Origin of the sequence: Pseudactinotalea sp. HY160, assembly GCF_009372055.1 — a bacterium.
Taxonomy (GTDB): domain Bacteria; phylum Actinomycetota; class Actinomycetes; order Actinomycetales; family Beutenbergiaceae; genus HY158.
Genome location: NZ_WHMT01000004.1, coordinates 47,596 through 63,278, shown reverse-complemented (window position 1 = coordinate 63,278; position 15,683 = coordinate 47,596). Strand labels below are relative to the sequence as shown.

Genomic DNA, 15,683 nt, shown 5'->3' with positions numbered 1-15,683 from the left:
GTCTCGCCGTGACGTAGTTGTTATCAGGCCGATATCACGAGGCGAAGTAAGCGCCCGTCTAACGGATACCCTGACTCCGTACCTGGGCGTTACCTGAAGGGGTCGCGCCGGGATCCGTCGCACCGAATGCCGCGGGTTCGTACACCTATTGATCGATCTCAGGGGAGTGAGATGCAGCACCTTGGTGAATTGCCGCGTAATTCTGCGCGGTCCAGATGGCGGCGCCCAGCCGTGATCGCCACCGCTTCGGCGGCGGCGCTCTCGCTCGGCGCCATCGGTCTTGCGGGTGGGTTCCCACCGGCCTCGGCGGCGACGGGGGACGAGAGCGAGGCACAGGCGCGACTCATCGACGGGTCGCTCCTGAGCAGCCTCGACGTGACTCTGCTCGATGATCTGCTCGCGGCGGTGACGACCGAGGCGGGCAACCCGAGCGATGCGGGCCCGAACAACGGTTCGGTCGACGTCGGTGCGCTCGCCGACAACCTCGCGGTCGACGTCGGCTCGATCTCGCTGCCGCTCATCGACGACGGCGCGAATGGGGGGCTCCTCGATCTCGGCGTGGGCGCCGGACTCGGCGTGCTCAACGGCTACGCCGCGGCCCCGAACGGCCAGGAGGCCCACGCGGCCTCCGGCGCGGTGACCGGTCAGGGCGCCATCGACGTGGGCGAGAGCGGCGACGCCATGATGGCCCGTGTCGACCTCACGGCCCTCCTCGGACAGCTCGGCATCGACGGTCTGACCGACACGGTCGTCGACGACCTGTCGATCGGACTCGGTGCCCTCGCCACGACCGCCGACCAGACGGCTCCGGACGCGGCGACGAGCGACTACGAGATCGCGGGCGCAGAGCTGACGCTCCACAGCCCGGCCGTGGCCGGCCTGTCCGACACGGTCACATCCGTCGTCGATGGTGCCGAGACCGCCGTCAATGGCGTGCTCGGCCCGGACGGCACCGTGCAGGGCGCCCTCGACGCACTCACGCTGGCACCGATTTCGATCGATCTCGGCATCGCGAAGGTGAGCGTCGATCTCGGTTCGCCCGACCTCAATGCGACCGTCGACCTCGGATCCGTCGTCGACGACGTGCTCGGACAGGCACTGACGGATGCCGACGGCATCGTCGGAATCGATCTGAGCACCGGCACGATCACGGTGAACCTCGCGGCACTGCACGCCGACGGCCTCAACAGCCTCGACCCGAACACGAATATCCTCCAGACCGGTGAGATCGACCGGATCACCACCGCGATCGCGAACGCGCTCGGCGACCTGACCGACAATCTCGACGCCGCGATCCGCGACGCGGTCGCCGGCATCGACCTCACGATCACGCTCAATCCGACCGTGGGTGGCAACCTCGCCCTGATCACGATCGCCGGCGACGTCGGCATCTCCATCGGGGGGACCGTCGGTGACTTCCTCGGCCTCGATGGCAGCGCCGAGCCGGTCGTCGACGTCACGACCAGCGTCGAGGTCTGCCTGATCGGGGGGCTCGTTTGCGCGGACCTGAGCCCGAGCCTGCTGGAGACCGCGCTCGAAGGCACGGTCACCACGCTCCTGTCCACCGTCGGAGGCGCCCTCGAGGGCGTCCTCGACACCGCCGTCGGCGGACTCGGGGACACGGTCGGCGGCGCCGTCTCCGGCGTCCTCACCGTGCTCGCCCCGCTCGACCAGGTGCTCGAGCAGATCGTCACCCTCACGGTCAATGCCCAGCCGACCGAACTCGACCCCGCCCAGGAGGGCGACCTCGGAGCCGACTCCTTCACGGTGCGCGCGCTCTCGATCGCACTCCTGCCCGGAGCCCTCGGCGGCGTCACGCTCGACCTGGCCTCCTCCAGCGTCCACACGACCGCGCTCGCGCCCGTGGCGGACGTGACGATCACGGCCCCCACCGCCGGCCAGGCATTCACGATCGCACCGGGTGAGACCGGCGCCGACGTCACCGTCAGCGGCACCGGCGAGGTCGGCGCGGACGTCACCGTGACAGTCGGAGCCGACGAGCAGGCGACCACGGTCGCCGGCGACGACACCTGGTCGGTCACGGTGACCGACCTCGGCGCCGGAGACCACACCGCCACGGCAGCGCAGGACTTCGACGGCGCCACCTCCACGGCGAGCGTCGACTTCGTGGTCGAGGCCCCGGCCGACGCCGACAGCTACGAGCCGGCGTATGCGGCCACGGACGCGGTGCCGAACCAGCCCGCGACCTCGGCCGCGCCGACGTTCACCGACGCCGGCGGCGCCGCGACGACCGCCCCGACCGGAACCTCCTACGCCATCGGCCCGGACGCTCCGACCGGCGCGAGCGTCGACCCCGCCACGGGTGAGGTCACCTGGACTCCGGCGGACTCCGACGCCGGCACGACGGTCACGGTTCCCGTGGTCGTCTCCTACCCGGACGCCACGACCGACGTGGCAGGCGCCCCGTTCACGGTGGGTGACCTGGCCGGTGCCTACGACCCCGCCTACGCGACGACGGCCGCCGTGCCGGGTGCGCAGGCGACCTCGGACGCGCCGACGTTCACCGACGCCGCAGGCGCGACGGTGGCCATGCCCAGCGATGCGACGTTCGCACTCGACTCGGGCGCACCGAGCGGTGCCGACATCGACGGCGCCACCGGCGTCGTCACCTGGACGCCGGGCATCGAGGTCGCGAACACCACGGTCGACATCCCGGTCCTGGTGACCTACGCAGACGACTCGAGCGACGCCGTCGACGCGCCGTTCGAGGTGGGTTCCGTCGCGGACGCGCTCGCTCCGGCATACGCCCCGACCGACGCGCAGCCGAACGTCGAGGCCACCTCGCAGGAGCCCACGTTCACCGACACGACCGGTGCGACGATCGACGCGCCCACGGGCACGACCTTCGCGCTCGGCGCGAGTGCACCGGCCGGCGCGGAGATCGACGGCTCGACCGGCGCGATCACGTGGACCCCGGGCACGGACGACGCGAACTCCGTGGTCAACATCCCGGTCGTGGTCACCTACCCGGACGACTCGAGCGATGACGCGACCGCCGCGTTCAACGTCGGCGACGTGCTCGACTCGGACGCCTACACCCCGGCATACGAGTCGACCCCGGTGATCCCGGGCGAGACGGCGACCTCCGAGGTGCCGACGTTCACCGACCTCGCCGGTGACGAGGTCTCCGCCCCGGCGGGCACGACCTTCGCCGCCGGGACCGAGGCGCCCACGGGAGCCGTCGTCAACGAGACGACCGGCGCGGTCACCTGGACCCCGAGCTTCGACCAGGCGAACAGCACCGTCTCCATCCCGGTCGTGGTCACCTACCCGGACGCCACGACGGACGAGGCGACCGCGCCGTTCGAGGTCGGCTCGATCGCCGACGCGCTCACCCCGGCGTACACGGCCACGGCCGCCATCCCCGGTGAGTCCGTGACCTCCGACGTGCCGACCTTCACCGACAACGCCGGTGACGACGCAACCGCCCCGGACGGCACGACCTTCGCCCTGGGCGCGGACGCGCCGAGCGGTGCGGCCATCGACGCCGGCACCGGTGCCGTGACCTGGACCCCGGGTGCAGGCGATGCGAACAGCACCGTCTCCATCCCGGTCGTGGTCACCTACCCGGACGCCACGACGGACGAGGCGACCGCGCCGTTCGAGGTCGGCTCGATCGCCGACGCCCTCACCCCGGCGTACACGGCCACGGCCGCCGTCCCCGGTGTCGAGGTCACCTCGGAGCCCCCGACGTTCACCGACAACGCCGGTGACGCCGCGGACGCCCCGGACGGCACGACCTTCGCCTTGGGCGCGGGCGCGCCGAGCGGCGCGACGATCGACGCCGCCACCGGTGCCGTGACGTGGACCCCGGCCATCGCGGACGCGGGCAGCACCGTCGCGGTCCCGGTCGTGGTGCTCTACCCGGACGCCTCCTCGGACGAGGCCGACGCCCCGTTCCAGGTCGGCGACCTGGCGGAGGCCTACACGCCGGCGTACGCCGACACGGCCGCGTTCCCCGGGGTCGAGGTGACGACGGCGCCGCCGACGTTCACCGACGGCAACGGTGAGACGGCTGAGGCTCCCGAGGGCACGACCTTCGCGCTCGGGGCGGATGCCCCGGCCGGTGCGGAGATCGACGGCTCGACCGGCGCGATCACGTGGACCCCGGGCGCGGGCGACGCGAACAGCACGGTCGACATCCCGGTCGTGGTCACCTATCCGGACGACTCGACCGACGACGTGAACGCCGCGTTCGTCGTGGGCACCATCGCGGACGACCTCACCCCGGCCTACGGCACGACCGAGGCCACGGTCGACACGCCCGTCACCTCCGACCCGCCCACCTTCACCGGCGGTGACGGTCCCGCGGAGGCACCGACGGGAACGACCTACGCCCTCGGCGACGACGCTCCTGCCGGCGCGTCGATCGACGAGGAGACCGGGGCCATCACCTGGACCCCCACGCAGGACGACTCCGGCACGACCGTGCAGATCCCCGTCGTGGTGACCTACCCGGACGCCTCGAGCGACAGCGTCGAGGCCCCGTTCGACGTCCAGGTCTCCAACGCGGATGCGTCGGCGTCGGCGGCGGCGTCGGCGAATGCGGATGACGACTCCAACGCGGCGGCTCAGGCGGCTGCGCAGGCGGCGGCGACCGCGGATGCGGACACGACGGCCTCGGCTGCGGCGGATGCCTCGGCGGAGTCGGCTGCTGCGGTGGCTGCGAATGCGGATGCGTCCTCGGATGCCTCGAGTGACGTGAGTTCGGATGCGAATGCGGCGGCTGCTGCGTCGTCGCAGGCTGCGGCGAATGCGGATGCGTCCTCGCAGGCGGATGCGAATGCGTCGGCGGCGTCCTCGGCTGCTGCGGATGTCAATGCCGCGGCTGCCTCGGATGCGTCGTCGGAGGCTGCCGCGAATGCGGATGCGTCCTCGGCGGCGTCGGCGGATGCCTCGGCTGATGCGAACGCGGATCTGAATGCGGATGCGTCGGCTTCGGCTGCGGCTGCGGCGTCGGCGAACGTCGATGCCGAGGCCTCGGCGAACGCGAGCGCCGAGACCGAAGGCACCGCCGACGATCAGGGTGCTGCGGCCGACGCGCAGGGCGCGTCCGCCCAGTCGTCCGCGGCGGCGAACGGCTCCGGCGACGGGCAGCTGCCCGACACCGGGTCGACGCTCAACCTGCCGGCGATCCTGGGCGCGATGCTCCTGGCCCTGCTCGGGGCGGGCGTGCTCGTGGCCAACCGCAAGCGCGGCTGACACGATCCGAGCCCATCGGTGAATGAATGAGGTTCGGCCCCGCATCCAGCATGCGGGGCCGAACCTCATTCGGCTGCGGAGCCAGGCCCCCTGTCGGTCGGATAAGGTTCCGCGTGGAGAAGATGCGATGAAGCCCAACGAAGATTCGAACCCGAACCCGAACCCGACGCCCGCGCGCCCGGCGGTGCACAGCGGACTGACCACGGCGAAACGCGTCGTCATCCTGCTGGCGGTGTTCTTCACCGCGTTCCACGTGTTCGCGACGTTCCTGTGGATCGCGCCCACCTCCGCGCTGCGGGACGTCATCCCCGGCAAGGTGCTGCACAACTACATGATCCCCATGTTCGGTCAGAGCTGGAGCGTCTTCGCCCCCGACCCGATCAACGGGGACTACCGGCTGCAGGTGCGTGCCGTCGTCGAGACCGACGGGCAGCCGGTCGAGACCGAGTGGGTCGACGCGACCGCGGCGGAGCTGACCATGCACATGCACAACCTGTTCCCGCCCCGGGCGGCGATGTCGGCGAACGACGTCGCCTCCCGGGTCAAGGGTGCCTTCGACAAGCTCGACAAGGACCAGAAGGACGTCGTGGCCCTCGGGTATTACGACGGCGACGACTGGCGCGATCGGATGGAGACCGCGCTGCGCGCCTACGACGACGACGGCGTCACCCGCTACATGAAGGCCGACCGGCTCGCGTCGGCCTACTCCACGCAGGTGGCCTACGCGATGTGGGGCGAGGACGTGACCCAGGTTCAGTTCAGCGTGAGCCGGCAGAACGTCGTCCCCTACGAGAAGCGGAACGATCCCGAGGCCGAGCGGCCCGGCGTGCAGGCCGTGCCCATCGGCTGGCGCGGCCTGGTCGAGGAGCCCGGACAGTCCCGGGAGAACTTCGCCGAGATCTTCCTCACCGGAGTGGAGGAGTCCGGCCGATGACCGACACGACACGCGACGCCGGCCCGCAGGAGGGCGCTACGGCGCCCGAGCAGGCAGACCGGGGCGAGGCGCCGTCGTCCACGCGCCGCGGCCCGCTCACCGCCGCCGGATCACTGGCCGGCACCCTCCTGAGCGAACTGTTCGGTGTCCTCGGCCGCGGGCTCGATCGCGGGATCGAGCGGATCGAGTACTGGCTCGTCGACGCCCGGCACGCCCGGTACGGACTCGCGATCACGCGGATCCTGCTCGGGCTCACCGGACTCGGGCTGCTCATCACGAACTTCCGCACCCGCTACTACGCCTTCGGCAGCGGGTCGGCGTGGAACGGTGAGGCCGCGCAGCCGGTGAGCGACTTCCCGCAGATCTGGATCTTCAGCCTCTTCCACCGGCTCGCGCTGCACGACGGGTGGTTCACGCTCGCCTGCCTCGTGCTCGGCGCCCTCGCCGTGCTCGTGATCCTCGGGTGGCGCACGAAGATCGTCCTGCCGATCTTCTTCGTCGGGTGGGTCTCGTTCATCGAGGTGAACGACGCGCTCGGCGACCAGGGCGACAACATGTACCGCATCACGCTCCTCGCGCTCCTGTTCGCCGACACCGCCGGGCGCTGGTCCCTCGACGCGCGCCGGCGCGGGCGAGGGCAGGCGCTCCGCGGCCCCTGGTGGAAGCGCGCCTGGCACGGCGGGGAGTTCGCCCCGGCCTGGCTCACGAACACGCTCCACAACCTCGCCCTCGTCGCCGTGGCGACCCACGTGTGCTTCGTCTACGCCTCCGGCGCGCTGTACAAGGCGGGCGGGGCCGCGTGGCAGCACGGCTACGCGATCTACAACCCGCTGCAGACGCAACGGTTCGGACCGTGGCCCGAGCTGAGCGACCTGTTCACCACGTGGGGCCCGATGGTCGCCGTGATCTCGTGGACCTCGATCATCCTGCAGATGTCGTTCCCGATGATGCTCATGCGCCGGCCGACCCGGATCATCGCGCTCTTCGGGATCTGCGGCTTCCACATCGGCATCGCCGTGCTTATGGGGCTGCCGTGGTTCTCGCTCGCGATGATCGCGATCGATGCGATCTTCGTGCGGGATGTGACCTGGGCCCGGCTCGCCGGCCGGATCGGCGACGGCTGGCGCCAGGCCCGGGCCGGGGATCGCGGGGACCCGGACGGCGACGACACCCCCGAACGCGGGGCCACCCCGGCGACGGAGGAGTCCGAGCAGGCCCGGGAGGTGGCGGCCCCGGACGAGGCGCCCGAACCGGCCCGATGACGGCCCCCGCCACATCCGGCACGCGATGACCCTCCCGCCGGCCCGCCCGCCGCTCTCCCGCGAGGGCCGGCTCGTGCTGTGGATCGCGATCCTCGCCTCGTTCGTCGCGTTCCTCGACGGCACGGTCGTCAACGTGGCCCTGCCCGCCATCGAGAACGAACTGGGCGGCGGGCTCGTGACCCAGCAGTGGGTCGTCGACGCCTATCTCATCACGCTCGGCGCGCTCATCCTCGTGGCCGGCTCCCTCAGCGACGTGTTCGGGCGCATCGTCGTGATCCGGGTCGGGCTCATCGGCTTCGGCCTCACGTCCGTGGCCGTGGGGCTCGCCCCGACCGCGCTCACGATGATCCTCGCCCGCGGCGCCCAGGGCATCGCCGGGGCCATGCTCGTGCCGAGTTCGCTCGCCCTGATCACCTCGACGTTCGGCGGCCGCGCCCAGAGCCGCGCGATCGGCACCTGGACCGGCGCGACCACGACGGCGATGGTCGTCGGCCCGGTGCTCGGCGGCGCCCTCGTGGACCTGGCGTCCTGGCGACTCGTGTTCCTCATCAACGTCGTGCCGATCGCGATCACGCTCGGACTGCTCCACCGGCTCGCCCGCACGGGCCGGCGCGATCGGCGCGATCCCGCGGCGCGGGTCGACTGGCCCAGCGCCGCCCTGTGCACGATCGGCCTGAGCGGGGTGGTGTTCGCACTCATCGAACAGGGCCGGCTCGGGTGGTCGGCGGCGACGATCTGGGGACCGTTCATCGTCGGAGCGATCTGCCTGGGCGTGTTCCTCGCGCGACAACGGCGGCTGGCGCAGCCGATGATGCCGCTCACGCTGTTCCGGGTGCGCAACTTCTCCCACGGGAACCTCGCCACCACGTTCGTGTACGCCGCGCTCGGCCTCTACGGGCTCGTCGTGGCGGTGTACCTCCAACAGGGCGCCGGCATGCCGGCCACGGTCGCCGGGTTGGTGCTGCTCCCGCCGACGATCCTCATGATCCTCGGCAGCTCCCGGGTCGGGGACCGGGCGGGGCGCGTCGGCCCGCGGGCGTTCATGACCGCCGGGCCGATCGTCATGGCCGCCGGCGCGCTCGGGCTGCTGCGGGTCGCGGACTCCTTCGACCTGTGGACGCAGGTGCTGCCCTCGGTGGTCGTGTTCGGGATCGGATTGACGTTGACGGTCGCGCCGCTCACCTCGGCGGTGCTCGGGTCGATCGAACCCGCGCGCGCGGGGATCGCCTCGGCGATCAACAACGCCATCGCCCGCGTGGCCGGGCTGCTCGCCGTGGCGGCCCTCGGACCGATCACCGGCGGCGTGCTCGACCTCGGCGGGTTCCACCGCGTCGCCGTCGTCGTCGCGGTGCTGCTCGCCCTCGGCGGCCTCGCCTCCTACGCGGGCATCCGCAACCCCTCCGCACCCGAGCCCGGATGACACCGCCGGCCGGGCCCGTCGAGGCGGCTTAGAATCGAGGGCATGTCGTCGGCTGATTTCGTCCACCTGCACGTCCACACCGAATACTCCATGTTGGACGGCGCAGCTCGCCTCGACGACCTGTTCGCCGAGGCGCAGCGGCTCGGGCAGACCTCGCTGGCCATGACCGACCACGGCTACCTGTTCGGCGCGTACGACTTCTGGCGCACCGCACGCAAGCACGACATCAAGCCGATCATCGGCGTCGAGGCCTACGTCACCCCCGGCACGAGCCGCTTCGACAAGACCCGGGTCCGCTGGGGGGAGGAGTCCCAGCGCGGCGACGACGTCTCCGGCAGCGGCGCCTACACCCACATGACCCTGCTCGCGGAGAACACCGCGGGCATGCACAACCTGTTCCGGATGAGTTCCCTCGCCTCGCTCGAGGGCCAACTGGGCAAGTGGCCGCGCATCGACCGCGATCTGCTGCAGCGCTACTCCGGTGGGCTCATCGGCACGAGCGGCTGTGCGTCGGGGGAGGTGCAGGTCAAGCTGCGGCTCGGGCAGCGCGAGGCCGCCCGCCGGGCCGCCGGTGAGATGCAGGACATCCTCGGCAAGGACAACTTCTTCATCGAGATCATGGACCACGGCGCCGACATCGAGCGGCGCACGATCAGCGAGCTGCTCGAACTCGCGACGGAGCTCGACGCGCCGCTGCTCGCCACGAACGACCTGCACTACACCCGCGCCGAGGACGCCCACTCCCACGAGGCGTTGCTGTGCGTGCAGTCGGCCTCCACCCTCATGGAGCCCACCTACGACCAGGGTGGGAAGCGGTTCGCGTTCTCCGGGCAGGGCTACTACCTCAAGAGCGCCGCGGAGATGCGCTCGATCTTCCCCGATCACCCCCAGGCGTGCGACAACACCCTGCTCGTGGCCGAGCGCTGCGACGTCTCCTTCACCGAGGAGGTCGGGCGCTACATGCCGCACTACCCGGTGCCCGAGGGGGAGGACGAGATCTCCACCTTCGTCAAGGCGGTCGAGGTCGGCCTGCACCGCCGCTACGCCGGCGCCGTGCCCGACGACGTGGACAAGCAGGCGCGGTACGAGATCGAGGTCATCACGTCCAAGGGGTACGCCGGCTACTACCTCGTGGTTGCGGACTTCATCAACTGGGCCAAGGACAACGGGATCCGGGTGGGGCCGGGGCGTGGTTCGGGGGCCGGGTCGATGGCGGCGTACGCCATGGGCATCACCGACCTCGACCCGCTTCAGCACGGGCTCATCTTCGAGCGCTTCCTCAATCCCGAGCGGATGAGCCTTCCCGACTTCGACATCGACTTCGATGAGCGTCGCCGCGGCGAGGTGATCAAATACGTCTCGGAGCGTTACGGCGAGGAGCAGGTCTCCTACATCGTCACCTACGGCACGATCAAGGCCAAGCAGGCGCTCAAGGACTCCGCGCGCGTGCTCGGCTACGAGTTCTCGATGGGGGAGCGGCTGACCAAGGCGCTGCCGGCCGCGGTCATGGGCAAGGACATCACCCTGAGCGGGACCCACGACCCGGAGGACAAGCGCTACGCCGAGGCCGGGGACTTCCGCGAGCTCATCTCCACCGACCCCGACGCCGCCCGCGTCTTCGACACGGCCAAGGGGCTCGAGAACCTCAAGCGGCAGTGGGGGGTGCACGCGGCCGGGGTGATCATCGCCTCCGAACCGCTCATCGACATCATCCCGATCATGCGCCGCCCCCAGGACGGGGCCGTGATCACCCAGATCGACTTCCCCGCCGGGGAGGATCTCGGGCTGGTCAAGATGGACTTCCTCGGCCTGCGGAACCTGACGATCCTCGACGACGCCCTGGAGAACATCCGCCTCAACGGCAAGGAGCCCGTCGTCATCGAGGACGTGGCCCTCGACGACCGCGACACCTACGCCCTGCTCTCGCGCGGTGAGACCCTCGGGGTGTTCCAACTCGACGGCGGCGGCATGCGCACCCTGCTGCGGCAGATGCGCCCCGACAACTTCGAGGACATCTCGGCGGTCGGCGCGCTCTACCGCCCGGGCCCGATGGGCGCGAACTCCCACACGAACTACGCCCTGCGCAAGAACGGCCTGCAGCCGATCACCCCGCTGCATCCGGGCCTCGCGGGCCCGCTCGACGACATTCTCGGCACCACCTACGGCCTGATCGTGTATCAGGAGCAGGTCATGGAGATCGCCCAGAAGCTCGCCGGGTACACGCTCGGGCAGGCCGACCTGCTCCGCCGCGCGATGGGAAAGAAGAAGAAGGAGGTGCTCGACGCCGAGTACATTCCATTCTCGGGCGGAATGCGCGCGAACGGCTACACCGACGCCGCCATCCAGGCGCTGTGGGACGTGCTCGTGCCGTTCTCCGACTACGCATTCAACAAGGCCCACTCCGCGGCCTACGGCGTGGTCTCCTATTGGACCGCCTACCTCAAGGCGAACTACCCGGTCGAGTACATGGCCGCGCTCCTCACCTCGACCAGGGTCGACAAGGACAAGTCGGCGCTCTACCTCAACGAGTGCCGGCACATGCGTATCACGGTGCTGCCGCCCGACGTCAATGACTCCGTGGGAATGTTCACCGCCGTCGGGGCGGATATCCGATTCGGGATGGCGGCCGTGCGCAACGTCGGCGAGAACGTCGTGGCCGGAATCATCGCGGCGCGCGAGGAGAAGGGCGCCTTCACCTCCTTCAGCGACTTCCTCGAGAAGGTCCCGGCCCAGGTGTGCAACAAGCGCACGATCGAATCGCTCATCAAGGCCGGCGCCTTCGATTCCCTCGGCCACACCCGCCGGTCGCTGCTCATGATCTACGAGCAGGCGATCGACGCGATCGTCGGCGTCAAGCGCAAGGAGGCCGAGGGGCAGTTCGACCTGTTCGCCTCCCTCGACGGCCCGGACGAGGGCGCGACCTTCGCCGTCGAGGTGCCCGACCTGCCTGAGTGGGAGAAGAAGCAGAAGCTCACTTTCGAGCGGGAGATGCTCGGCCTGTACGTCTCGGATCACCCGCTCGCGGGCATCGATCACGTGCTCGAGCAGGCCGCCGACTGCTCGATCGCGACGCTGAACGAGGACGAGTCGCGCCCGGACGGCTCCCAGGTGAGCGTCGCGGGGCTCATCACGGCGGTCGACCGGCGCAGCTCCAAGGCCGGGCGCCCGTTCGCGATCGTCACGGTCGAGGACATGACCGGAAGCATCGAGATCATGTTCTTCGGGGAGACGTACCTCGCGTATACGACCGCCCTGGCCCAGGACACGGTCATCATCATCAAGGGCCGGGTCCGCCGCCGGGACGAGGAGATGGGCCTGCACGCGGTCGAGGTGACCGTGCCCGACGTCATCGCCGGCGACCACGCGCCGGTGCGGCTGACCATGCCGACCATCCGGTGCACCGAGCCGATGGTCGAGCGGCTGCGCGGGGTCCTCACCACCCACCCGGGCGGATCCGAGGTTCAGCTGTGGCTCACCGCGGGAGACAAGGCCACGATCATGCGTCTGGACGACGGGTTGCGGGTCGAGCGCAATGCCGCACTCTTCGGGGAGCTCAAGGCCCTGCTCGGTCCGAATTGCCTCAACTGATGAGTGTGCGGCCGCCTTCTTCGAGAGCGCCGAGATTTGCTCTTCCGCGCGAACCCACCAGGGTGTAGCTTGACGGGATGGGCAATGAAGCTGCGAGCGGAACCGAAGACGCGATCTCCAACCCCCTCTTCGGGCTGGAGATCGGTTCAACCGTTTTCGGGTCGCTTGGAAAATTCGGCACGACCGCACTCAAGCCCGGGATCACGAAACTGATCCCGCAGGAGTCGATGCGGCTCACCATGTCCGGAAACAGCGGATACGTCTACACCGACAGCATGAACCAGGGATCGCTCAGCATCTCCGGCAGCTATGGCATCGGCGGACTATCGAAGGTCTCCGGCGCACTGAGCGCCTACGTCGGCCACACGGACATCAACCGCAGCAGGTCCCTGTCGATCACCCTTCGGTGCACAAAGGTCGCAGGCGTGGAGTATGTCAACTTCGACGACCTCGACGTGGCGAGCTTCATCGGGGCGCTCAAGGACTCGGTCAAGGCGGACATCTTCGATGTACTGCAGAAATACAACGCGGTCATGTCCCGCGATGCGGAAGTCGATGACGGCGCCAAGGACTGCACCGGCGAGGTGGGCGTCCTCGGCGGGGATGACACCGACAGGGAGGCGAAGATCGCGACGTGGGCCGCCGCATCGAGAGCCTTCCTGCACGCACATGGCAGCGGTGTCATCGTCGGCGTCCTTTGGGGCGGGCTCGCGGAGGCGACGTTGGACTTCAAGCTGAAGTCGGAGTCCGGCCAGTGGGTGTACGGCGGGTCCGGCGAGTTCACCTACGCAGGTATGGGCGGTGACGTCAGCGTGTCTGCGGCCTATGGCGGTAGCCGGCAGCAGTTGGACGAGACCGCAACAGCATCTGTGAGGGTCTCGAGCAGTGGCGCCTGCGTCGCGCCCGTGGCCAGCAAATGGTACGACGACCTGACGAAGCAGGCGGCAGCGGGTCTGGATTCGCTCGGACAGTCGCCCATGGTGAGTCCCACGTTGATGGCCCCGGTGGATCCGCCCAAGACGGCCGCCTATCGTGCACCTGAGAAACCGAAGAGTGTCTCGGAACAGATCGGACAGATCAAAGACCTCCAGGGACTGGAGGCGCTCGCCCAGGCCTCTGCGTACGACGCATACAAGCGCGATGGTGGAAAGGATGACCTGCGGAAATTCTTGGAGGACAGTAGGAAGCCGAATAGCAACGCTTCTCTTAAAGATGCCACCGACACGGATTCGTCTTTGTTTGGGAATTTGTTTTCGGCTGGAGTGACCAACTCTGGCGTCCAATCGCCCCGGGTTCCCCACGACGAGGTGCCGGAGAAGCAGGCCTCCGCTGAGGAGCCGTCGATGACACCTGCCGGATACCAGCCGATGGGGGTCTGGGTGGCGAGCTGGAGCCAGATCTTTCCATGGGTGGTGAGTGGACACTCGAACGAGATTCCACCCGACGCTCGAGAGTTGGATTTGATTAGGTTGAGGAGGATGCAAAATGACTTTATCACCCTGTCCCGTCTCTACCGTCGGTTCGCTCGCAATCCGAACCTGTCGATCGAGCCGATGACCGACCGCATTTCGTTCGCTGATCTGGCGAATGACTTCGAACGAGGAGCGGTCAGCATTGCTCGTGTTATGGCAACTGACGTGGTGGAGGAATCCCCTCGGCCTAGGATTGCCGACGAGATGAATGTGAGACTCAGTGAGCTCAGCTCCGATGCGGAAACGATCTATCGAGAGTGGGATCGTATTGGAATTCTCCGGCGTGCCGAACTCGGTCTGGGGGTCATGGTGAACGGTCCTCGCGGTGGCTCGGTAGAGAAGTCGGTGAGTGGGACCGAATGGATGCGCCCGTACAAAGGGATGGATCTACGATATGTAAAAATACAGCCGACTCCACTCCTGACCGAGTGCCCGCTGCGTATCACGGTTGATGCTGCAGGGAAGACGCATGGCAACTTTCAAGTATTGTCTTCATGCGTCAAGGGGTGGCCGCTCATTTATGTAGGAGCAGACAAGCGAGCTCACGTTGTCTGTTACATCGAAGACGTCGACGTAAAGAAATGTGGAATCATGGCGTCGGCCGATGGTTCTCAAATTTCTGCTAGTGGAAAGGATATCGTGCTCTGGGGTAGGCAAGCCAAATGGGTGCCGATAGTGCCTCCAATGGAGGGAATGCCGATCTTTTTTGAGCTATCCTCACCCAGCGAGGACGACCCATCTGCTTCCCTCGTGGGGAGAACCGTGTTCGGGGCGACAATCAAGCTGCGCCCGATCCCGTACACTGCCGCCGAAGGGAGCCGATGGAAGGGTGAGGGCTGCGCAATCGGCGAAGGTGGCCTAGGGAATCAATTGGACGCCGTGAGCGCTATGCTTGAGAACGAGACTCGATGGAGCATGGACAGCGCGTTCTGGGAGGGGCGCACCTTCGATTCCGGTAGATTGCGCATGCGGCAAATCAGGCCATCGTACGTGGGCCTGCAATCGGAGCCGCGAAACATATTCGCATGAGCGGCCTTGCGTGATCGATAGCGTTTCGCTCGTGTGGGCTATTTGGTTCGGACGCAGTTATGTCAGCTGGCTCTCATGAAGATTAGGATTGCCTCACCTCATTGAAGGTGAGCCTCACCTTGCTGGCGGGAATTCATTTCCAGTGCTTCGATTGATTCATGAGCATCAGAGTGCAGGATTCGGGAACGAGCGCCGGCGAATTGGCCGGCCGGCTCAATTGGCTGCGCGCCGGCGTCCTCGGGGCGAACGACGGCATCGTCTCGGTCGCCGCCGTGGTCGTCGGCGTGGCCGGCGTGACCACCGACAGCACGCCCATCCTCATCGCCGGGCTCGCCGCCGTCATCGGCGGGGCGATCTCGATGGCGCTGGGGGAGTACGTCTCGGTCTCCTCCCAGACCGATTCGCAGCGGGCCCTCGGGATCGAGGAGGACGAGGTCGTCAGCCCGTGGCACGCCGCGCTCGCCTCGGCGATCGCCTTCCTCGCCGGCTCCCTCCTGCCTATGGTGGCGGTCATGCTGCCACCCGCGCCGGCACGGGTCCCGGTCACGTTCGTCGCCGTGTTGCTCGCGCTGGCGCTGACCGGCTGGGTCGCCGCCTGGATCGGCCACGCGAACACCCGCCGAGCCGCGCTGCGAGTGGTCGCTGGCGGCGCCCTCGCCCTGGTGGCCACCTACGGCATCGGACTCTGGCTCAACTCGGCCGGGGTGAGCTTCTGACACGCGAGGGTGAGCCGATACGTCGCCCCGCCCGCCCGC

General features: G+C 68.7%; 7 protein-coding genes. All 7 read left to right on the top strand.

What is annotated here, in order from left to right; all coding sequences use genetic code 11:
• The first annotated feature begins 231 nt into the window (after positions 1–231).
• Complete coding sequence (locus GCG21_RS05740; protein WP_194164958.1) at positions 232–5,223, top strand: YPDG domain-containing protein; 4,992 nt, start codon at positions 232–234, stop codon at positions 5,221–5,223.
• Positions 5,224–5,350: 127 nt separating this feature from the next.
• On the top strand, positions 5,351–6,157 hold the full coding sequence (locus GCG21_RS05735) for a DUF5819 family protein (protein ID WP_227993331.1): 807 nt from the start codon (positions 5,351–5,353) through the stop codon (positions 6,155–6,157).
• The gene (locus GCG21_RS05730; RefSeq protein ID WP_152818318.1) at positions 6,154–7,419 is read left to right on the top strand and encodes an HTTM domain-containing protein; all 1,266 of its coding nucleotides are present in this window, start codon (positions 6,154–6,156) and stop codon (positions 7,417–7,419) included. Before GCG21_RS05735 ends, GCG21_RS05730 begins: the two co-directional genes overlap by 4 nt.
• A 25-nt stretch (positions 7,420–7,444) precedes the next feature.
• Positions 7,445–8,839: an MFS transporter gene (locus GCG21_RS05725; RefSeq protein WP_152818317.1), complete on the top strand. Its 1,395-nt coding sequence runs from the start codon at positions 7,445–7,447 to the stop codon at positions 8,837–8,839.
• A gap of 42 nt (positions 8,840–8,881) precedes the next feature.
• Positions 8,882–12,427, top strand: coding sequence for a DNA polymerase III subunit alpha (gene dnaE / locus GCG21_RS05720; RefSeq protein WP_152818316.1), 3,546 nt, complete (start codon positions 8,882–8,884; stop codon positions 12,425–12,427).
• Between the two features lie 77 nt (positions 12,428–12,504).
• The gene (locus GCG21_RS05715) at positions 12,505–14,928 is read left to right on the top strand and encodes a hypothetical protein (RefSeq protein ID WP_152818315.1); all 2,424 of its coding nucleotides are present in this window, start codon (positions 12,505–12,507) and stop codon (positions 14,926–14,928) included.
• Positions 14,929–15,086: 158 nt separating this feature from the next.
• Positions 15,087–15,644, top strand: a complete 558-nt coding sequence (locus tag GCG21_RS05710; RefSeq protein ID WP_152818314.1) for a VIT1/CCC1 transporter family protein — start codon at positions 15,087–15,089, stop codon at positions 15,642–15,644.
• Positions 15,645–15,683: the final 39 nt, after the last annotated feature.